Genomic DNA, 21,553 nt, shown 5'->3' on the forward strand with positions numbered 1-21,553 from the left:
TGTCATATTTAAACATGATGTCGATCACGTAGGACAGCGCTAATCTCCAGCACTTTTACATGGTAAAATAACACCATGCTAAAAGCAAAGAACAATTGGATCACAATTTGCCTCATCAACCTTACTGTTGTTGCATTACTGGGTGTTTTTTTGCGCAGTAAGATCCTGTTCTCAATACCCAGCATCAATTTCAAATTTATCCTCAATGCCCATTCCCATTTCGCTTTCGGAGGCTGGATTACACTTTGTATTCTTACGCTATTCACTTATGAAATTCTTCCGGAAAGCTTTTGCCGTCATCCAAAATATAGATACCTGCTGATGGGTATTTTATTGACCGCTACAGGAATGCTTTTTAGTTTCCCATTTCAGGGATATGGTTTTGTTTCTATTTCCTTTTCTACTTTATTTATCCTGATTACCTACGTTTTTAGCTGGGTTTTTATTCTCGATCTGATCAAAATCAAGCCCAACCAAACAACATTAGTACTATGCACTGTGGCATTGGCCGCACTTTGTGTTTCTTCAGTTGGCCCGTTTACACTTGCCTATATGATGGCAACACATTCTGTAAACTTTCTGACCTATAAAGATGCAATCTATTCGTACCTGCACCTTCAATACAATGGCTTTTTCACCTTGGGGGTATTTGCTCTATTTTTCAATCAGTTAAACGACAGACTTTCTGTAGTAGACAGGTGCAATGCCAAGCGCTTTGCAATAGTTCTTTCTATAGCTGTTGTCCCTACACTTTTTCTGTCTTATTTATGGCATTATCCAAACCTCACTATCCGGTCGTTGGCTTTTATTGGGTGTTTACTATTAATTCTTGTCCTGTTCTATTTTTTATTTTTTGTGCGATCCATTGGCGCTGCCTTTAACAATATACCATTGTTCACTAAGATCATTCTTGGTACTTCCATGATTGCATTTTTGCTTAAAACAGCGATGCAGATAGGTATCGTTTTTCCAGCCCTTGGTAGCCTTATCTTTGAAAACAGGTCGGTAATCATTGGCTATCTGCATCTGGTTATGTTGGGGTTTATTACGCTATTCCTTTTGGGGCATCTGCTCCAGCAAAACTATTTTAAAAGCGACAATAGGTTGACCAAAACAGGTATTGCAATTTTTTACTTGGCCGTAATTGGTAACGAAATATTCTTAATGACCCAGGGACTTTCCGCTATGCTGATGTTGAATTATCCTTACTATCCCGTTTTATTATGGATAGCTGCTATTTTTCTATTTGCCGGTGCGCTGATGATCTCCGTCGCGGCTGTTAATTATAACTGGCGAAAGCCAGTGCCTTTACCCTAATGTTTAATTCAATTAATCTTTTATCATAAATATATAGCATATGAATCAGCATGACGAACTTCAAATTGAAGTACTAGATGTAACTATCATCGAACCACGTTTAAAACACCCAACCATTTTTGAGCATTTTGATAAACTATTGCCTGGCAGCGCATTTGTTATACACAACGACCATGATCCCAAACCATTATACTATCAACTAATTGGTGAAAGAGGCAATTGTTTTGCATGGACCTACCTGTTAAATGGACCTGAGATATGGGAAGTAGAGATCCGTAAAAATGATCTCGGAGCACAGGTTGAAACACTTGGTGAAATTGTAAGCAAAGACTTGCGTAAAGCAGAAGTCTTCAAAAAATTAGGTTTGGATTTCTGCTGCGGAGGTAAAAAGAGCCTTGAAGCCGCCTGCAAGGAAAAGGGTTTAGATGTTCTCCACGTAAGGCGAGAGCTGGAAAAAGTAGTTAATACATCTTCTGCTGCACCTCAACACGATTTTGATTCTTGGAACCTGGCCTTTCTTGCAGATTATATTGTTAATGTGCACCATTCTTATGTGAAAAACAATTTACCAATATTGCTGGAACTGAGTGAAAAGGTAGCCAAACGCCACGGTAAAACATATCCTGAACTTTTACAGATTGAAAATAATGTAATTGCCATGGCCAATGAATTACTTCTGCATTTGAAGAAAGAAGAAGCAATATTATTTCCTTATATCAAACAATTGGAAAGTGCCAGTTTGGACAGTAATGTATCTTCAAAAGAGTTTGGTTCTGTGCAAGAGCCGATCGCGATTATGGAAAATGACCATGATGTGGTTGGCCGACTGGCAGATGATATCAAAATACTATCTAACAATTATACACTTCCTGAAGATGCTTGTAGCAGTTACGCGCTATTGTATAAAAAACTAGAAGATTTTGAGAATGACCTTCATATGCACATTCATTTGGAAAACAACATTTTGCTCCCAAAAGCAGTGGAATTAGAACAAGCTTAATCATTAAGAGATGATCATTAATGCGGATACCAAAATAGGTGCTATCGTGAAATTCGATGTGCGGGCCATTGATGTTTTAATAGACCTTAATCCATTATTTAAAAAATTAAAGAACCCCATACTCCGTAAAATACTGGCATCTTATGCATCGGTAGCAGACGCGGCTAAGATTGGGAATTGCAGTGTTGAAAGTATACTGAACAATTTACAAAATATAGGTTTTGATATCGAGCAAAACTATAGGGTAGCAGGCGTATCGCCAGAAATTATACCTGCTACCCATATTCATATTTCTTCTGATTTGAAACATGAAATTCCTTATGATGAAAATTATGATGTGCGCGCTGATCTTGCGAACGGAATAGATCCTTTTAAGAATATTATGAAAAAGCTTTCAAAGCTTGGAACAGGTAAGACCCTACTCGTAGTCAACTCCTTCGAGCCGGTTCCGCTAATTAATATCCTAAAAAGGCAAAATTTCCATATTAATGTGCGAAATAATGATGCTGATTTGATTGAAACCTACATCACTTCAATTGCTGATTCAAAGCCTGCTGATGTTGAAGAAGCAGATGACGATATTTTCAATGAGATACTGGAAAAATATACTGGTAATTTTATAGTTATTGATGTGCGTGAACTGGAAATGCCGAAGCCGATGATTACCATACTAGATCAATTAGATAAGATTTCCAATGGGAAAGCTTTATATGTCCACCATAAAAAGGTTCCTGTCTACTTGTTGCCGGAACTAAAGGAACGCCATTTTTATTATACCTATAAACAAACCGAAGAAGAGGTTATCCTGCTTATCTATCCAGAATAAGATCAATGGAAATACCTGCACACCAGATCCCCGGCAAGCGGACGATCATACCTTATTATTTGGCAGCTTCCGTTAGCCTGGTTGGAATAAATATATTGACTTCATTATCCATTGCAGATTTTCATGGTCACTTTTTTCAGCCGCATTTACTGGCCATTACGCACCTTACCGTTTTAGGTTGGGGTACCATGATCATTATGGGCGCAAGTAATCAATTGATACCTGTAATAGGGGATAAGAAGTTGTATAGCAACCATCTACCAGTCGTAAGTTTTATTTTATTTGTACTTGGTACCTGTTTGCTGGTTCATGCGTTTTTGATATTTGAATTCGGTTTAATGATCTTTACCGGCGCAATACTAATCAGTATTGCGCTAATAATTCACGTGATCAATATCGTGCTGACGATGCGAAAATCTGTAAGTAATATTGCTGTAGATTATATTGTTACTGCCCATTTATGGCTTATTGTTACCGCAAGCATTGGTATTACGTTACTTCTCAATTTTCGTTTTAACCTTCTTCCAGAAAATCACCTGCAGTATTTAAAAGTTCATGCTTCAATAGGTATGGCTGGATGGTTCCTGCTTTTGATTATCGGCGTGAGTTCCCGGCTTATCCCGATGTTTTTATTGAGCAGACAGGAAAAGAAATCCTATTTAACGGCTGCATATTACCTAATCAACTTTGCGCTACTGCTATTTTTAGGAGACGGAATGCTGTTTCAAACTGCCAGCGGAATGTTTTTTTACATTGCATTCCTGCTCGCTGGTTTAGCTTGCTATTCTGTTTTCGTCGTTAACTGTTACAAGAGTGCCATTCGTAAAAAGATGGATGCTGGAATGAAAATGACCTTCATCGCAATAGGAGGCATTACTATACCTTTTTTGCTACTAGTAACAGTCACATTTTTTTTCCATAATACACCAGTTTCAGTTATACTGGCTTATGGATATTCATTTTTTGCTGGTTTTATCACTACTCTAATTATGGGTCAGACCTTTAAAACACTCCCATTTATAGTTTGGATGCACTTAAACAAGCCAAATACGATAGCTACACTACAACCTAAAGATCTTTATAAGGAGAAACTAGTCACCTTTCAAATGTATCTATATCTACCTGGGTTCCTGTTATTTCTGGTTGGCATATTATTCAAATACCAATGGCTGATGTATCCCGGATCTGCTTTAATGACAACTGCATCGATTTTATACTGTTTCCATGTATTCCATATTGTAAATAAATTGAGGAAATGATACCATTAAATATAACCGACCAACACTATCAGGACAAATGCCTATTAATGGGTATGTTATCGACGGTGAAAGATCCTGAACTTGATCTTAATGTGGTTGATCTAGGTCTGATCTACAATATTACTATAGTTGAAAATAACATTAATATCCTGATGACGCTTTCAACACCTGCCTGCCCAGCTGCTGATTACCTTAAAGCAGCTGTGGAATTAGTTGCCAAAGAGGCCTTTAAAGAATCCATAATAACTGTCGACATTACCTTCGAGCCAAAGTGGTCTGGAGATATGATCAGTGAAGCTGGAAGAGCGGAGTTGGGGTGGTAAGGGGTTGTTAATCTTTTAAATAAATGAATAGCTTGGTTAAATCATGTGGAATACTCATTTGGTTAATCGTTGTTTTTGGAATTAATTTCCTATTTTTAGGTTTAGCTAATCGAAAAAGGTAAAACTAACATGCAAAATATCCCCAAACACTTGTACCCGTTACTGCAGTCGATGGGAGCAATAGTGTGGGAAGCCAACCTGGATATGGAGCGATTTAATTTTATTGGCTATCAAGAAAGTTATTTTTTAGGTTTCCCTGTTGAATCTTGGAGAACTGTTCCAGGTTTTTGGGAATCCCGAATTCACCCTGGTGATATTTCCGTAGTTGCTAAATACCTTAATTTATCTGGATTCCCGGGAAAAGCGCATTCCTTTGAATATAGAATGATTAGGAGTGACGAAAATATCGTATGGATTAGAGATAATGTTTGTCTGCTAAGCGATAATTATGGTAAGGCTTTTATAACAGGTATCATGTTGGAAACTACCGCTTTTAAGCGGATGAGTCTTCTTGAGAAATTGGAAGAACGCGTTTCAGCCATGACACTCAATATCAACATTTCTCTTCAGGAACTGTTTTTGACCTATCTAAGTGGATTGGAAGAACTATTTCCGAAAATGCGTTGTTCTATTCTAAGACTAAAAAATGGTCGACTGCAAAATGGTGCTTCTCCTTCGTTGCCAGAAAATTATATGGCTGCCATAGAGAATCTGGAAATTGGTGAGCAAGTAGGTTCCTGTGGCACTGCGGCAGCTTTAAAAAAGCAAGTCATCGTCAGTGATATTGCGAATGATCTAAAATGGAAAGATTATAGCGATCTCGCAGTCCGTAACGGTTTAAGAGCATGCTGGTCAAATCCCATCATCAATGCAGATGAAGAAGTTATTGCCACATTAGCGATGTATTATTGTGAGCCCAGATCACCTAGTGAAGAGGAACTACAGGTGATGGAACGTGCTACAACACTTTTGAGGGGAGTACTTGAAAATAGGGAAAAAACAGAGATCATCCGAGATGCCAACTTATTGATGCTGCAAAGTCAGGAGCTGGCACATTTTGGCAATTGGAACTGGGATATTATAAATAATGTTGTTTCCTGGTCGCCCGCACTCTATTCAATCTACGGACTGGATTCCAATCATATCAAAGCTACTTTTGAAGATTACCTTGAATTATTGCATCCCGATGATCGCAGAAGAGTACGCGAAACGATCGAGAAAGTCCTGCAAACAGGTATTGATGCGGAGTTTGAAGAAAGGATTATCCGCTCAAATGGAGAGATACGTTACCTGCGGTCCTGGGCTAAGCTTAACACCAATCAAAGTGGAAAACCGACCAAAATGATTGGCGCCTGTCTGGATAATACCGAGAAAGTACGGCACTTGAAGCATTTTAAGGAAATAGCCTGGTCGCAATCGCACGTTATCCGCGCACCACTTAGCCGTATTATGGGAATTATCGATTTGATAAAAGACACCACTGGCGATGATGTATTGGATAGTAAACTGTTGGATTACTTATTAATCTCTGCAAATGAGCTTGATGAACAGATTAGAACAATTTCAAGAAGAACTGAATCGTTGGGTAATAAGGAATAGTATCTCATTAAATTGTTTTTATCCCCTGATAAACTGAAAATCCCGGTGTAAATAAAAAAAGGGAATTTAATAACGATATTAGTCGAATACTGTACCATTCGATCAAACTCGATTACATTTTAACTAAATGAGCCTGACGGACAAAATCACTTTTAAAGAACATTACAGCATTATAAAGCAGTTACTAAAGTGGACCTTGCTGGTTGTACCGGTGGCATTAGTTATAGGTAGCATAGTTGCCTTTTTTCTTTGGCTGCTGAGCGCTTCCATTCACTTTCGCTTTACCCATAACTGGTTGCTGTTTTTACTTCCGCTTGCCGGGGTTTTGATCCATTTTATTTACCAGTTTGTAGGTAAATCTTCTGAAAAAGGAAATAACCTGATCATAGAGCAGATTCACCAGGAAGGAGGAGGTATTCCTAAAAGGATGGCGCCGATTATTCTTTTTACAACTATTATTACCCACTTATTTGGTGGTTCGGCAGGTCGTGAAGGAACAGCCGTACAGATCGGCGGTAGTATTGCGGCCCTATATGGTAGGTGGTTCAATTTAAAAGAGGTAGACATGCGAATGATCCTTACAGCAGGGGTGGCAGCAGGTTTTGGAGCAGTTTTCGGTACACCGCTAACGGGAGCTATTTTTGCATTGGAAGTATTAACTATTGGTCGCATCCAATACGATGCATTACTGCCTGCATTGATTGCCGCTATTATTGGTGATATGACCGTATCTGCATGGAATGTCCAGCATACGCATTACCATATCGCTCATTTTACATCCGCACCTTTCATTCTTTCCGGTTTTCTCTATACAGATGTGTTGCTACTAGGTAAAGTGATTTTGGCATCAGCTGCGTTTGGGTTGGCCAGCTACTTGTTTTCAGGGATGGTGCAGGAGATCAAAACCATCTTCCAAAAGGTTTTTAAATACAAATGGATGATTCCCTTTTTTGGTGGGTTAATCATTATCGGACTTACATTTATTAATGGTAAGCCGGATTATCTGAGCTTAGGGATTGATGCAGAACATGCTGGTGCAGTAACCATTCCGTCAGCCTTTCAGGCGGGGGGTGCAGATACCTGGAGCTGGTTATGGAAAACAGTTTATACTAGTGTAACGCTGGCTACTGGCTTCAAAGGTGGCGAGGTTACGCCATTGTTTTATATAGGTGCAACCTTGGGTAATACTTTGTCAGCGCTTTTGGACGCACCCGTAGGCCTATTTGCCGCATTGGGTTTTATTGCCGTTTTTGCTGGGGCTACCAATACACCTTTGGCCTGTACTTTTATGGGTATCGAACTTTTTGGGGGTGAGCACGCTTTATTATTTGCTGTTGCATGCTTTACCGCCTATTTTTTTAGCGGACATTCTGGTATTTATAGTGCGCAAAAAATTGCGATACCCAAGATATTTGATGAAAATTCAGCCAACGAATCATCATTGGCTGAAGCAATAAAACGGCGGGGTTATCTGCACCAGAAATTTAGTAAATACCGGTTAACCTTTAAAAAGAAAGATTAGATCACACTTGAAACACTAATCTCTTCACGCGCCTGTTTGGCAGCGGCTACCATGTTTTCCAGGGCAGCTTTTGTTTCTGGCCATTTGCGTGTTTTTAGACCACAATCAGGATTTACCCATAAGTTTTGGGCAGGCAATAGCGCTGCAGCTTTCGTTAAAAGTGAAACCATTTCTTCAGTGGTTGGCACACGTGGTGAATGGATGTCATACACACCAGGACCAATCTCATTCGGATATTCAAAATGGGCAAATGCTTCCAACAATTCCATTTGTGAACGTGAAGTTTCAATCGTGATCACATCTGCATCCATGGCGGCAATGTGCTCAATAATGTCATTGAATTCACTATAACACATGTGCGTATGGATCTGCGTTTTATCCTGTACACCAGCAGCGGTAATCTTGAATGCAGCCACTGCCCAATCTAAATAATGCGGACGCTTGGCTTTACGCAATGGAAGTCCTTCACGGATAGCCGCTTCATCAATTTGTATAATTCCAATACCGGCCTTTTCCAATGCCACTACTTCGTCACGGATACCCAATGCAATCTGGTTGGTAGTCACCGATCTTGGTTGATCATCCCGAACAAACGACCATTGTAAAATGGTTACTGGTCCGGTTAACATACCCTTCATTGGTTTAGCTGTTTGCGCAGCAGCAAACTTACTCCAGCGTACGGTCATGTCTTCAGGGCGACTAACATCGCCATATATAACAGGGGGTTTAACGCATCGGCTGCCATAGCTTTGCACCCAACCATTTTTGGTAAACAGGAAACCATCTAGCTGTTCGCCAAAATATTCTACCATGTCGTTACGTTCAAACTCGCCGTGTACCAGAACATCGATACCAATCTCTTCCTGCCAACGGATGGCTTCAATTGTCGCCACTTCAACTGCTTTTTCATATTCTTCCAGTGTGAGCTCACTTTTTTTGAATTTTGCACGCAGCAGACGGATATCATCTGTTTGTGGGAAAGACCCAATGGTAGTTGTTGGGAAAGGAGGGAAGTTGAAACGTTCCCGGTGCAGTTGCTGGCGCACAGGAAAGGCACTCTTACGGATATAATCAGCTTCAGTAATCGCTGCAAGGCGATCTTTAACAGCTTGTTTATGTACTTTTTTTGATGCTCTTCTACTTTCAACGGCTTTTTTATTTGCCTCCAATAAAGCTAAGTTTCCTTGAACGATCTGACTCAATTCACTCACCTCATTCAGTTTCTGCCGCGCAAAAGCCATCCAGTTTTTGATTTCAGGATCAATTGCAGTCTCCAGTTCCAGGTCAATCGGACTGTGCAACAAGGAGCATGATGGAGCAATAATTACCCTGTCGGCACCTAGCTTATCTACCGCCTTTCCAATCAGTTGCAATGATTTTTCATAGTCGTTCTTCCAAACGTTTCTGCCATCCACTACACCAATGGATAGTTTAAGTTGATCAGGTATTAAGGCCAATACTTCTTCCAACTGTTCTGGGGCACGAACCAAATCCACATGAAGAGCAGCAATAGGCAGGTTTACTGCTAGTTCAGTATTGTCTAGTAAGGCTTCAAAGTAAGTAGCTACCAGAAGGCTAACCCCGCTTATGCATTTGGCAATATAACGGTAAGCAAAATCGAAAGCTTCCTTTTCTTTTTTAGATAAATCAAGCGCCAGGCAAGGTTCATCCAGCTGTATCCATACTGCGCCTTGTTGTCTAAGTCTGTTGATAATCTCCACATAAACCGGCACCAATTGTTTGATCAGGTCAATACGTTCAAATCCCTGTTCTTTTTCTTTTCCGAGTAGCAAATAACTTACCGGACCAATCAATACAGGCTTTGCTTTTTCTCCAAGTAATTTTTTGGCACCATCATATTCCCCAAATACATTTTCAGAGAAGATTTTAAAATCCTGATTGGAAGTAAATTCAGGCACCAAATAATGATAATTGGTATCCAGCCATTTGGTCATTTCCATAGCGGTAATATCCAAACCATCTTTCTGATAACCGCGCGCCATTGCAAAATAAAGATCAAGTTCCTGGTTACCCTTCACCTGGGTCAATATCGGACTATACCGTTTTGGAATAGCGCCCAATAAAAGATGCATGTCCAACATCTGGTCGTAGAAACTGAAGTCGTTACAAGGAATCAGGTCTATCCCTGCATCCAGCTGTGTCTGCCAGTTTTCTTCCTTTAACTTACGGGCAACTGCGTTAAGTTCTTTTGAGTCAATTTTACCAGCCCAATACTGTTCGCTGGCTTTTTTAAGTTGTCGGTTGCTTCCAATCCTTGGATAGCCTAAATTTTGCGTTTGCATTTACTTAACTTTTTAAATGGTTAATCATCATTGTCAAAAGTTCTTGGATTATTCTTGATGTATTTAGGAACAAGCTCATCCCGATTTTCATCAGGAAGCATTTCCAATTGTAGAATGATGCAAAGAACTATTTGCTGTTGCTATTAGTTATAAATTCTTTACAAAAGTATAATATTGGATTTTAAAGCTGTGTTTGTTTAATTATTAAGATGAAATATCTAATATTAATCTACAATACAGATTATTGATCTATTGTTTCCATATATTTGAGGTGATTAAAGAGAATTATTCTATGGATCACTTAGATGAGACCGATTTACTGCTATTAAAAATCTTAAGCAACAATTCAAAATTTACTACAAAGGAACTTTCAGCCCAGGTAAACCTTTCACCAACTCCAGTATTTGAAAGGGTAAAGCGACTAGAAAATAGCGGCTACATTAAAAAATACATCGCAGTGCTTGATGCTGAAAAATTCAATAAGGGATTTATTGTATTCTGCAACATCAAGCTTAAACAACATGATAGAACCATTGGACATCATTTTGTTAACGATATATTAAAGATCGATGAGGTGGTGGAATGTTATAATGTTTCGGGCGACTATGATTTCTTTCTTAAGGTGTACGCAAAAGATATGAAGCATTACCAGGATTTTGTATTCAATAAACTGGGTTCTGTAGAAAGCATAGGCAGTACGCATAGTACTTTTGTGATGGCCGAAATAAAAAACACCCACAACATCGGGTTTTAGTCAATCCTTGAGTTAAATTACCATCAGGTCAACAAATTCGTTAACTGCTGTGGTTGATAACCTATCGTAATTCAATGCGATATCCAGTATGGCATGTTGTTGTTTTTCAGGGAATTTCCTGGCGAGGTTAACCTTAAATTTTTTCAGAAGCTCTGGTATTCCTTCTGCTCTTCTCAGCCTGTGTCCTATAGGGTATTCCACTATAATTTCATCCCATACCATTCCGTCATTAAGCTCCACCGTCATTGCATTGGCAATAGAACGTTTTTCCGGATCATGGTAATCTTTAGTAAATTGGATATCTTCCACGCATGTTATTTTATCACGCAATACATCAATTCTGTTATCATTTGCAATGTTATCTTCATAATCAGCAGCAGTTAACCTTCCGTAAATCAATGGAACAGCAACCATATACTGAATACAATGATCCCTGTCGGCAGGATTATTCAAAGCACCTTTTTTATCAATGATGCGGATGGCAGCTTCATGCGTACGGATGGTTATTTTTTTAATATCATTTGTAGTTTTATGATGTGACTGCAGTTGTCCGTGTAAGGTCATTGCCGCTTCAACTGCTGTTTGAGAATGGAATTCCGCAGGGAAGGATATCTTGAACAAGATGTTTTCCATTACATAAGAACCGTAATCACGTTGAAACTTAAATTCATTACCTTTAAAAGAGACATCATAGAAGCCCCAGGTTTTAGCGGTAAGTACAGATGGATAGCCCATTTCTCCGGTTTTGGCAATCAAAGCAAGTTTCACTGCACGAGAGGTTGCATCACCAGCTGCCCAGGATTTACGACTACCTGTATTTGGCGAGTGGCGATAAGTTCTTAAAGATTGTCCGTCTACAAAAGCAAGCGAAACAGCATTGATCAATTCATCACGGCTTAGTCCGAGTAGTTTGCCTACTACAGCTGTTGATGCTACTTTTACCAGAATTACATGATCTAGGCCAACCTTATTGAAAGAATTTTCTAAAGCCAATACGCCTTGTATCTCATGTGCTTTGATCATGGCTTCCAATACATCCAACATCATCAATGGCGGTTTTCCATTAGCTATGGCAGTTCTTGAAAGCCAATCGGCGGTAGCCAATATACCTCCAAGGTTATCAGAAGGATGGCCCCACTCTGCAGCCAGCCAGGTATCATTAAAATCAAGCCAGCGAATGATTGTACCAATATTGAAAGCAGCTTGTATCGGATCTAACTGAAACTGTGTTCCCGGAACTTTTGCGCCATTGGGAACGATGGTGCCGGGTACTATCGGACCTAATAACTTAGTGCAGGCAGGGTAGGTTAAAGCTTCCAGTCCGCAACCTAAGGTATCCAGCAAACAATATTGTGCCGTTTTCCAGGCAAGTTCATTTTTTATTTCAAAGTTCAATACATAGTCCACAATATCAGTTAATACCTGATCTGCCTGTGGTCTTTCATTGGAGATGTGTGATGACATTTTATATAGCTTATTTTACGATAAACGATTGATTCTAACGATTTTCAATGGAAACAAAATCCCTGTTTTCCGGTCCGGTATAATTTGCACTTGGTCGGATAATCTTACCATCCTGTCTTTGCTCGATGATGTGCGCGCTCCATCCGGTAACCCTGGAGATGACAAAAAGTGGCGTAAACATTAAAGTAGGAACACCCATCAGGTGATAGGAAACTGCTGAGAACCAGTCCAGATTGGGGAACATTTTCTTTTCCTCCCACATCACCGTCTCCAGTCGCTCTGCGATTTGATACAAGAGCAGATCACCAGCCTCTTCAGAAAGTTGTTTTGCTACCTTTTTAATTACCACATTTCGAGGATCTGAAATGGTATACACCGGATGTCCGAAACCAATAATTACTTCCTTATTTGCTACCCGTTTGCGGATGTCTTCCTCAGCTTCATCAGCAGAATTGTACCTGCTCTGGATGTCAAAAGCCACTTCATTAGCGCCACCATGTTTTGGTCCCCTTAAAGCACCTATTGCACCGGTAATGGCCGAATAAATATCAGATCCAGTTCCTGCAATAACCCTACTGGTAAAGGTAGAGGCGTTAAATTCATGCTCTGCATACAAATTAAGTGAAATCTGCATGGCCCGTACCATAGATGCTGAAGGTGCTCTTCCATGCAGCAGGTGCAGGAAATGGCCGCCAATAGAATCATCATCAGTCTCTACTTCAATGGTTTTCCCGTTGTGGGTAAAATGGTACCAATACAACAATGCAGAGCTGAAACAAGCCAGCAATTTATCGGCAATGTCCCTTGCACCTGAAACACTATGGTCGTCTTTCTCCGGCTGGATGCTTCCAATGGCAGAAACAGTAGAACGCATCACATCCATGGGGTGTGCAGCAGCAGGAATCTGTTGTAAAATATTCTTGATGGAGTTAGGCAATCCACGGAGCGACTTCAACTTGATTTTATAGTTTGTCAACTGAGGTTTAGTGGGCAACTTACCATAGATGAGCAGATAGGCCACCTCTTCAAACTCTGCATTTTCTGCCAGGTCTAATATATTATAGCCTCTATAATGCAGGTCATTGCCACTTTTACCAACGCTACACAAGGCAGTATTCCCGGCGACAATACCAGAAAGCATTACACTTTTTTTTGGCTTGAAATCAGGTATTTTATTATGATCAACCATTTTTATTTTTTTTAAAAAGATTATCTAATTTTTGTTCATAGTCGTGGTACCCTATTGATTTATAGAGTTCTTCTCTCGTTTGCATCGTGTCCAATACGCTATTTTGTGTACCATCTTTGCGGATGTGCTGATAGACATTTTCTGCTGCCTTGTTGGCTGCACGAAAAGCCGAAAGCGGATATAGGATCATTCCTACGCCAGCAGCCCGAAGCTCATCAACGGTATACATCTGGATCATTCCAAACTCGGTAATGTTAGCCAGGACTGGAATGCCTGTGGCATCAACAAATTTTTGATAAAAGGAAAGATCAGGAACGGCTTCGGCGAAAATAAAATCAGCACCAGCTTCCTTATAAGCAATAGCCCTTTCTAATGTTTTTTCCAGCCCTTCAGTAGCAAATGCATCTGTTCTGGCACCAATTACAAAATGCTCATCCGTTCTGGCATCTACAGCAGCTTTCAGACGATCAACCATTTCATCTTTGGTCACAATCTCTTTCCCCGGTCTGTGTCCACAACGTTTTGCACCAACCTGGTCTTCGATATGAATGGCAGCGGCACCAGCTTTAATCACTGATTTAACGGTACGTGCAACATTAAATGCAGAGGGTCCGAAACCGGTGTCCACATCTACCAAAAGGGGAAGGTCGCAAACATTCGTGATGCGTTGGATATCAATCAATATATCTTCCAATGTAGTAATTCCAAGATCTGGAATACCGAGTGAACCAGCAGCAACACCACCACCAGAAAGGTAAATGCAATTAAAACCTGCCTGCTTAGCTAACAAGGCATGGTTGGCATTAATGGCTCCAACAATCTGGAGTGGTTGTTCACTTTTTAAGGCCTCTTTAAATTTTTTCCCGGCAGAGGCAAGGTTATTTGGCTGCATTGTTAACTATTTTAGAAAATAAATTTTCATTAGTCCATTCAGAATAGTCAGGAAGCCCGACTGATAACTTCTCTATCATCCTTCCCATTCTGCTTAAGGCAGCCTTTTCCGGTTGATGAAATAAAGTTTAAGAACTATTTATTAAAAGCAAATATATAGATTCAAAATCAGCAAACCTTATCATTACTAAATTGGAATTATTACTTATATCCATTATGTTTGCAGTGCTTTAGGGGTATTCTGAAAAGAATTGAGACAGTCCCTTTGAACCTGATACGGATGATACCGTCGTAGGGAAAAGCAAAAAAGACATCAATTTACGATGTATCTTCTTTTGTTTTTAGATTTTCCTAAAGCCATTTAATTCAAATAAATAGCAATGGAAAAAAATCTTTGGAAACACACCCAATCTGTAAAACAACAATCTCCGCTAGTACACAACATTACCAATTACGTAGTGATGAACAATACAGCCAATGCACTTTTGGCGGTAGGAGCTTCCCCAATTATGGCACATGCAAAAGCGGAAGTTGCCGATATGGTTGGAATCGCACACGCGCTGGTGATCAACATTAGCGTTGTACCAGACAAAATGGAAGCGACTGCTGCAGCAATGGCTATCCCGCTGATTATTAACGATCATGCAGGCATTACGGTCAAGGTAAATGCGGCAGGTATCCATGTTGGAAATAATGATATACAACCTGGGCAATTAAGAATGCAAGCGGAATTCCGGCACAAGGTAATTGGCTATTCTATTGAATACCTCAGTCAGCTGGAAAATGAACAGGTAGAAATCGCTGATTATCTAGGAATTAGTCCGGTTTTTAAAACCAATACGAAAACAGATACGGTAACCGAATGGGGACTGGCAGGAATTACAAAAATCAGGAGGCTGACCAAAAAGCCTTTGGTAGCCATTGGTCACATAGATCAAAACAATGCCAAAGCGGTAATCAGCGCCGGAGCAAATTGCATCGCCGTGGTATCGGCCATATGTGTAGCCAAAAATCCACAAAGGGCCGCGAATGATTTGAAAAATGAAATTTTATCATGAAGAAATATAAATATCCATCCGTATTGACCATTGCAGGTTTTGATGGGAGTGGAGGAGCTGGAATTCAGGCAGATATCAAAACGATTTCCGCATTGGGTTGCTATTCCACATCAGTACTTACCGCTTTACCAGTGCAAAACACGCAAGGTGTACGCAAAATTTATCCGATCTCCGTTGATGCTGTTGCAGACCAAATTGATGCCATTTTTGAGGACATTTTTCCAGACGCCATTAAAATAGGTATGGTCCATACACCAGAATTGGTAGAAAAGATTGCGGAGACCCTCAGTAAGTACAAAAAAGTACCCATTGTATTTGATCCTGTGATGGTTGCGACCAGCGGTCACCGGCTGATTGAAGAGGAAACCATCCAGACGATAATCGACAAATTATTTCCCATCGCGACTATCATTACACCAAATATGGGTGAAGCAGCCATCTTAGCAAAGATGGAAGTCAATACTTTGGCCGACATGGAAATTGCAGCACAACAGGTTAAAACGCTTGGCTGTAAGAATATCTTGTTGAAAGGAGGCCATCAGTCAACACCCATAATTACTTCTTTGTTTTTTGACGAGGCCAATCATTGTTATGCTTTTGAAACCGCGAAATTTGAAACCAATAATACACACGGTTCTGGCTGTACATTGTCATCTGCAATTGCCTCATTTATCGCCCAGGGCAAAAGTCTGCATGAAGCAGTAAAACTTGGTCAGACATACGTTTACGCTGCCATTGAAAATGGAAAAGATGTACAAACAGGAAAAGGAAATGGTCCTCTAAATCATTTTTTTAACCCTTTAAAACTAATCAAAAATGAAATGGTCTGAACACACCTGGCAAGCAGGAGAAGAGATTTATCATTCAATATTGAAAATGCCCTTTATTGAAGAATTGGCCAATGGAAGTCTAACGAAAGAGAAATTCCAGTTTTACATTGCCCAGGATTCGATCTATCTGGAACATTTTGGAAGAACACTTGCACTTATTGGAGCGAAACTGCATGATGTTCAGGATGCACTGACCTACATCCGTTTTGCCGAAAATGCTGTTGTGGTGGAAAACGCACTTCATGAATCCTACTTTAAAGATTTTGAGGTAAGTGATAAGGGATTAGCAGAGCCTGCTTGTCATCATTACATTCATTTTTTAAGAAGTACGGCCGCTTTTGAACCTGTAGAAGTGGCTTTGGCAGCAACCTTACCTTGTTTTTGGATTTACCAAAAGGTTGGCGACTATATCTACAACAATCAGCAATCACATAACAATCCGTATCAGAAATGGATTAATACCTATGCTGGTGATGAATTTGCTATAGCTGTTCAAAAAGCAATTGATATATGCGATAATGCGGCAAAAAATGCCACGCCTGAAATCAGGGCTAGAATGACTGCTGCTTTTTTTACCGCATCAAGAATGGAGCATCATTTTTGGGAATCAGCATACGATTTGAAAATTTGGAAATGAGGAAGAGGGGAGATGCATTAAAATTTAATTCCAAGCCTTAGCGGCTTTTAATACGTCAATGAACTACTGCTGCCTGCTATCACAGCTGGCAGTTTAAATTTAACTAGTCGACTAATTAAAAAATTGAAACTGGAACACTTACCTATTATTTTTTGCTGATCAGCAATGGCAGAGTGTTCCTGATGTACATAAATTCTTCGGATTTAACCGATAGATTACTATAATTGTGGCTTAGGAAAAGCTCGTTTTATTACAATTACAAAGGTAGGTAAAATAATTAAGATTTACAAATATAAATTCGGATTTTTTCGAATTAAACGTATTGATTTACAGTGCTTTAAGTACATTTTTTATTTCGCTAAAACTATTGATTTTATGCTCAATTTACAGCTTGTTTTGGTGAATTAATTGGGGCGAGTTTCAAGCTATTTCCTGTAACAAATACTTACTGTAAGTTTAAACCAAAAGAATTTTTTTTGTGGAAGAATATTGACGTTAAGTGGTTTCAAAATCGCAATTGGAAAGGAGTACCTTTGAGCGATTCAACTATGGATTTATTCGTATAATATCTATAGCAGATACATCGCTTGAAGCATGCTTGGTGCAGGCTACTAGCTATCTTGTAGCACTAAAGGTACCCTTTTCCGCACTAAAGTACCTGTTAACATGGTTTCAGTCCCAAACATCCCCTATAAATTACTCTGGAAATAGCTTTGAGATTTGGATAATCTACCTCCCTTGGAAACGATTGATATAAAATTCTTATGGCGATAGCCAGTACTTACAGATAGTGGGTTCGAAAACAGATTTGGTTATTTATAGAAATTGGCGGAAATTGGTCAAATGGCTGTGCATAAAGAGTAATCTACCTGATCGTAATTCTTATTTTAGATACTTACCTTACAATGGCTTTAAGACTTATATGACCATAACTCATAACTACAACAGCAGCATATTTATTTTATTGCTAATTTTTATAAGCTCCTGTCAGCAAAATGCTGAACCTACTAAAAATTTACCTCATAAAATGGTTGCTACTTGCTCCAGCAACCTGCCATCGCGTTTTGGTGCTAAGGCAAAAAATGCGGACTCATTGACCGTAATGAGTGCAAATGCAATATCTCACAGCGGTATGAAATACATCCCTGGTGGCAATTTTATAATGGGGGCAAGTGATAAAAACGGACGAGAGGATGAATACCCTGCTCATCAGGTAGAATTAAATGGTTTTTGGATAGACGAAACCGAAGTAACAAATAAACAATTTACCGCTTTTGTTGAGGCTACTGGTTATAAAACCGTGGCAGAAAGAAAACCCGATTGGGAAGAACTTAAAAAGCAGCTGCCACCCGGAACACCAAAACCAGCTGAGGAGTTATTGGTCCCGGCAGCACTAACCTTTAAAATACCAAATCATCCGGTTGATACAAATAACCCTGGAGAATGGTGGGATTGGACAGCTGGGGCAGATTGGAGACATCCGGAAGGTCCTAAAAGCTCAATAAAGGGAAAAGATAATTATCCGGTAACTCAAGTTTGTTGGGATGATGCCGTAGCCTACGCAAATTGGGCCGGCAAACGTTTGCCTACTGAAGCAGAATGGGAATATGCGGCAAAAGGAGGAATAAAGAACGCCATTTATCCATGGGGAAACGAACCTATTGAAATTGGTAAAGCAAAAGCAAATACCTGGCAGGGCAATTTTCCTATCAATAATACTGTTTGGGATAAGTTCGAAAACCTTGCGCCTGCAAAGTCATTTGCGGCAAATGGTTACGGACTATATGATATGGCAGGTAATGTTTGGGAGTGGACTGCTGATTGGTATGACGCTTATTATTACCAGTCTATTCATGGGAAAACGACAGTTAATCCAAAGGGTTCTGCAAATAGTAATGACCCAATGGAACCCAATGTCCCTAAAAAGGTAACCAAAGGAGGATCATTTATGTGTAATGTTTCCTATTGCAGCGGATATCGAGTTAGTGGGAGGATGAAATCCTCTACTGATACGGCTTTGGAAAATACAGGTTTTAGGTGTGTTGCTTCTAAATAATAAAGGTTTTATAACCGTTTAAATTTAAAAACAAATATATGTATCAGGTAAATATTCGTTCCTTAATTGTTACCACTTGTTTAATGTTGTTTTGCTTATTAGTAACGGGGCAAACCAAAAAACAACAGCCAAATGTGATTATAATTTTAACTGATGACATGGGCTTTAGTGATGTAGGTACTTTTGGTGGAAAATTTGTTCCTACCCCCAATATTGATCGAATAGCTAAAAATGGGATGAAATTTCATCAGTATTATAGCGCTGCACCAATCTGTTCACCATCAAGAGTAAGTATACTCACCGGAATGTATCCTGCAAGATGGAATTTTACCACTTATTTAGACAATAAGAAGCACAATAGAGCTGCGGAGCAGACTGATTTTTTGAGCACTGAAGCACCAAGTATGGCTCAATTTTTTAAAAATGCAGGTTATGCCACCGGGCATTTTGGAAAATGGCATATGGGAGGTGGCCGTGATGTTAAAAACGCTCCAGGATTTGAGAAATACGGTTTTGATGCGCATAACAGCACTTACGAAAGTCCGGATCCAGACCCACTGCTTACGGCAACCAATTGGATCTGGTCTGATCAGGACAGTATTAAAAGGTGGGATAGAACACATTATTTCGTTGATAAAACTTTGGCCTTTATGGAAAGTCATAAAGACCAACCTTGTTTTATTAACCTATGGCCAGACGATGTGCATACTCCTTGGGTGCCAAGAGCTGAGAAAGAATATATGGGCAAGTTTCCAATGAATCCTGAAGAAGAAGCAGCATTCAAATTGGTGGTTAAAGAGTACGATATTCAAATTGGTAGATTATTAGATGGACTTAAAAAAATGGGTGCAGATAAAAATACTATCGTAATTTTTACCAGTGACAATGGACCCTTGCCAAGTTTTAGGGGAAGTAGAGCGCAAGGGTTAAGAGGTTCAAAACTATCGCTTTACGAAGGCGGCACTAGAATGCCATTCATTGTAAGCTGGCCAAATCATATTCCACAAGGTAAAACAGATACCATTTCTGAAATAAACTCGACCGATTTACTACCCTCTTTAGCTAAAATGGCAGGATTGAAATTACCAGACAGCTATAAAGGTGATGGGGTGGATAGAAGTGCTTTATTTGAGGGCAAGCCATCTAAAAGAGGCAAAGATATGTATTGGGAATATGGTAGAAACGATATTGCATTTCGTTATCCAAAATCACCAGATAAAAGTCCAAATCTCGCTGTTAGATCAGGAGATTGGAAACTTTTGATGAATAACGATGGAGGTAATATTGAACTTTACAATATTGTTAAAGACAAAAAAGAAACCACGAATCTCAGTGCAACTGAGCCAAAAATAACCAGCACGCTTATAGAAAAATTGCTCAGTTGGTGGACATCGCTGCCAAAACTACCCTAGACTGGTTATCGCCAGCCCAGGGCAGGGGCTACATGTTCCAAAATTGTAGAAAGTACATGGATGTTGTAATCAACGCCCAAAGTATTCGGTATGGTCAATAGCAACGTATCCGCTTCCTGTATCGCTTCGTCCATAGACAGTTCTTTAATAAGTTGATCAGGTTCGGCTGCATAGCTTTTTCCGAAAACTGCGCGTTTATCAGGTTCAATATAACCAAAACTATCAGCACCTTTAGCCTGCCCGAAGTAAGATCTGTCCTGATCATTAACGATTGCGAAAATAGAGCGGCTTATAGACACCCTTGGTTCGCGCTTATGACCAGCTTTTTGCCAGGCTTCTTTGTATAATCTGATTTGTTCTGCCTGTTGGATATGGAAAGGCTTTCCACTCTCATCAAACTTTAAAGTAGAACTTTGCAGGTTTATGCCATTTTCTGCCGCCCAAACTGCTGTTGCATTAGACCCAGCTCCCCACCATATCCGATCTCGCAAACCTTCTGAATGTGGTTCTAATCGCAATAGTCCTGGTGGATTAGGAAACATTGGATTAGGATTTGGGTTGGCAAACCCTTTGCCCATTAATTTATCTAGAAACTCCAAAGTTTTTTGTCGCCCCATGTCGGCATCAGTCTTTCCCTCTTCAGGTTGATACCCGAAATAACGCCAACCTTCGGTCACTTGTTCAGGCGAACCCCTGCTTAGTCCCAATTGTAAACGGCCACCGGAAATCAGATCTGCAGATCCGGCATCTTCCACCATATATAATGGGTTTTCATAGCGCATATCGATTACGCCCGTACCGATCTCTATTTTATTGGTTTTAGCACCAATGGCCGAAAGCAAAGGAAAGGGGGAGGCCAATTGTCTTGCAAAATGATGAACTCTGAAATATGCACCGTTCAAACCGATTTCTTCTGCGGCAACTGCCAGATCAATCGACTGTAGCAAAGTATCACCCGCTGTACGGGTTTGATATTGGAGATGGTCTGACCAGTGCCCGAATGATAAAAATCCTATATTCTTCATTCTTTAATTGATTATAAACAAATGTAATAACCATGAGGTTTGAGCAGGTCATGCCTTAGCAATAATATCAACGGAATATCCATTCGCC

At 39.8% G+C, this 21,553-nt stretch carries 18 protein-coding genes and 1 riboswitch; of the genes, 13 read left to right on the forward strand and 5 right to left on the reverse strand.

Features of this window, described 5'->3' with window-relative positions:
• Positions 1-75 precede the first annotated feature (75 nt).
• From ACVWYN_RS15850 to ACVWYN_RS15880, 7 genes are all read left to right on the forward strand, one after another.
• A complete protein-coding gene (locus tag ACVWYN_RS15850) occupies positions 76-1,317 on the forward strand; it encodes a hypothetical protein (protein WP_457289856.1) in 1,242 nt (413 codons plus the stop codon).
• A gap of 40 nt (positions 1,318-1,357) precedes the next feature.
• The gene (gene ric, locus ACVWYN_RS15855; RefSeq protein WP_457289857.1) at positions 1,358-2,317 is read left to right on the forward strand and encodes an iron-sulfur cluster repair di-iron protein; all 960 of its coding nucleotides are present in this window, start codon (positions 1,358-1,360) and stop codon (positions 2,315-2,317) included.
• 10 nt (positions 2,318-2,327) lie between these two features.
• The gene (locus ACVWYN_RS15860; RefSeq protein WP_457289858.1) at positions 2,328-3,143 is read left to right on the forward strand and encodes a DUF2249 domain-containing protein; all 816 of its coding nucleotides are present in this window, start codon (positions 2,328-2,330) and stop codon (positions 3,141-3,143) included.
• A 5-nt stretch (positions 3,144-3,148) separates the two neighbouring features.
• A complete protein-coding gene (locus ACVWYN_RS15865; RefSeq protein ID WP_457289859.1) occupies positions 3,149-4,402 on the forward strand; it encodes a hypothetical protein in 1,254 nt (417 codons plus the stop codon).
• Entirely contained in the window at positions 4,399-4,725 is a 327-nt protein-coding gene (locus ACVWYN_RS15870; protein ID WP_457289860.1) for a metal-sulfur cluster assembly factor, read from the forward strand. The genes ACVWYN_RS15865 and ACVWYN_RS15870 overlap by 4 nt, the downstream gene beginning before the upstream one ends.
• A gap of 129 nt (positions 4,726-4,854) precedes the next feature.
• Positions 4,855-6,324 (forward strand): PAS domain-containing protein, encoded by a 1,470-nt coding sequence (locus ACVWYN_RS15875; RefSeq protein ID WP_457289861.1) that lies wholly within the window; start codon positions 4,855-4,857, stop codon positions 6,322-6,324.
• A 127-nt stretch (positions 6,325-6,451) separates the two neighbouring features.
• Positions 6,452-7,846 carry a voltage-gated chloride channel family protein gene (locus tag ACVWYN_RS15880; protein WP_457289862.1) on the forward strand — a complete coding sequence of 465 codons (1,395 nt, stop codon included), beginning with the start codon at positions 6,452-6,454 and terminating at the stop codon, positions 7,844-7,846.
• Here the strand turns inward: ACVWYN_RS15880 and metE are convergent.
• Positions 7,843-10,149: a 5-methyltetrahydropteroyltriglutamate--homocysteine S-methyltransferase gene (gene metE / locus ACVWYN_RS15885; RefSeq protein WP_457289863.1), complete on the reverse strand. Its 2,307-nt coding sequence runs from the start codon at positions 10,147-10,149 to the stop codon at positions 7,843-7,845. The two genes, ACVWYN_RS15880 and metE, sit on opposite strands and share 4 nt — an antisense overlap.
• 292 nt (positions 10,150-10,441) lie before the next feature.
• On the opposite strand from metE, the gene ACVWYN_RS15890 reads away from it, so the two are divergent.
• Complete coding sequence (locus ACVWYN_RS15890; RefSeq protein ID WP_457289864.1) at positions 10,442-10,903, forward strand: Lrp/AsnC family transcriptional regulator; 462 nt, start codon at positions 10,442-10,444, stop codon at positions 10,901-10,903.
• A gap of 12 nt (positions 10,904-10,915) precedes the next feature.
• Here the strand turns inward: ACVWYN_RS15890 and ACVWYN_RS15895 are convergent, their stop codons facing one another.
• From ACVWYN_RS15895 to prpB, 3 genes are read right to left on the reverse strand one after another with little or no spacing between them, the layout of a single operon-like run.
• Entirely contained in the window at positions 10,916-12,367 is a 1,452-nt protein-coding gene (locus ACVWYN_RS15895) for a bifunctional 2-methylcitrate dehydratase/aconitate hydratase (protein WP_457289865.1), read from the reverse strand.
• A 34-nt stretch (positions 12,368-12,401) separates the two neighbouring features.
• The gene (gene prpC, locus ACVWYN_RS15900) at positions 12,402-13,556 is read right to left on the reverse strand and encodes a bifunctional 2-methylcitrate synthase/citrate synthase (RefSeq protein WP_457289866.1); all 1,155 of its coding nucleotides are present in this window, start codon (positions 13,554-13,556) and stop codon (positions 12,402-12,404) included.
• Positions 13,549-14,448 (reverse strand): methylisocitrate lyase, encoded by a 900-nt coding sequence (gene prpB / locus ACVWYN_RS15905; protein ID WP_457289867.1) that lies wholly within the window; start codon positions 14,446-14,448, stop codon positions 13,549-13,551. Before prpB ends, prpC begins: the two co-directional genes overlap by 8 nt.
• Positions 14,449-14,669: 221 nt before the next feature.
• Positions 14,670-14,762, forward strand: a riboswitch (TPP riboswitch).
• Positions 14,763-14,827: 65 nt separating this feature from the next.
• Between prpB and ACVWYN_RS15910 the strand changes: the two genes are divergently transcribed.
• The 5 genes from ACVWYN_RS15910 to ACVWYN_RS15930 all read left to right on the forward strand — a co-directional run bounded on the left by ACVWYN_RS15910 (position 14,828) and on the right by ACVWYN_RS15930 (position 20,440).
• Positions 14,828-15,505 carry a thiamine phosphate synthase gene (locus ACVWYN_RS15910; RefSeq protein ID WP_457289868.1) on the forward strand — a complete coding sequence of 226 codons (678 nt, stop codon included), beginning with the start codon at positions 14,828-14,830 and terminating at the stop codon, positions 15,503-15,505.
• Positions 15,502-16,335, forward strand: coding sequence for a bifunctional hydroxymethylpyrimidine kinase/phosphomethylpyrimidine kinase (thiD, locus tag ACVWYN_RS15915; protein WP_457289869.1), 834 nt, complete (start codon positions 15,502-15,504; stop codon positions 16,333-16,335). The genes ACVWYN_RS15910 and thiD overlap by 4 nt, the downstream gene beginning before the upstream one ends.
• Positions 16,322-16,972, forward strand: coding sequence for a thiaminase II (gene tenA, locus ACVWYN_RS15920; protein WP_457289870.1), 651 nt, complete (start codon positions 16,322-16,324; stop codon positions 16,970-16,972). Before thiD ends, tenA begins: the two co-directional genes overlap by 14 nt.
• 1,027 nt (positions 16,973-17,999) lie before the next feature.
• Positions 18,000-19,028 (forward strand): formylglycine-generating enzyme family protein, encoded by a 1,029-nt coding sequence (locus ACVWYN_RS15925; protein WP_457289871.1) that lies wholly within the window; start codon positions 18,000-18,002, stop codon positions 19,026-19,028.
• A 134-nt stretch (positions 19,029-19,162) separates the two neighbouring features.
• Positions 19,163-20,440, forward strand: a complete 1,278-nt coding sequence (locus tag ACVWYN_RS15930) for a sulfatase-like hydrolase/transferase (protein WP_457289872.1) — start codon at positions 19,163-19,165, stop codon at positions 20,438-20,440.
• Between the two features lie 5 nt (positions 20,441-20,445).
• Here the strand turns inward: ACVWYN_RS15930 and ACVWYN_RS15935 are convergent, their stop codons facing one another.
• Entirely contained in the window at positions 20,446-21,465 is a 1,020-nt protein-coding gene (locus ACVWYN_RS15935; RefSeq protein WP_457289873.1) for an LLM class flavin-dependent oxidoreductase, read from the reverse strand.
• Positions 21,466-21,553: the final 88 nt, after the last annotated feature.

The sequence above is a fragment of the Pedobacter sp. UYP24 genome, assembly GCF_054057295.1.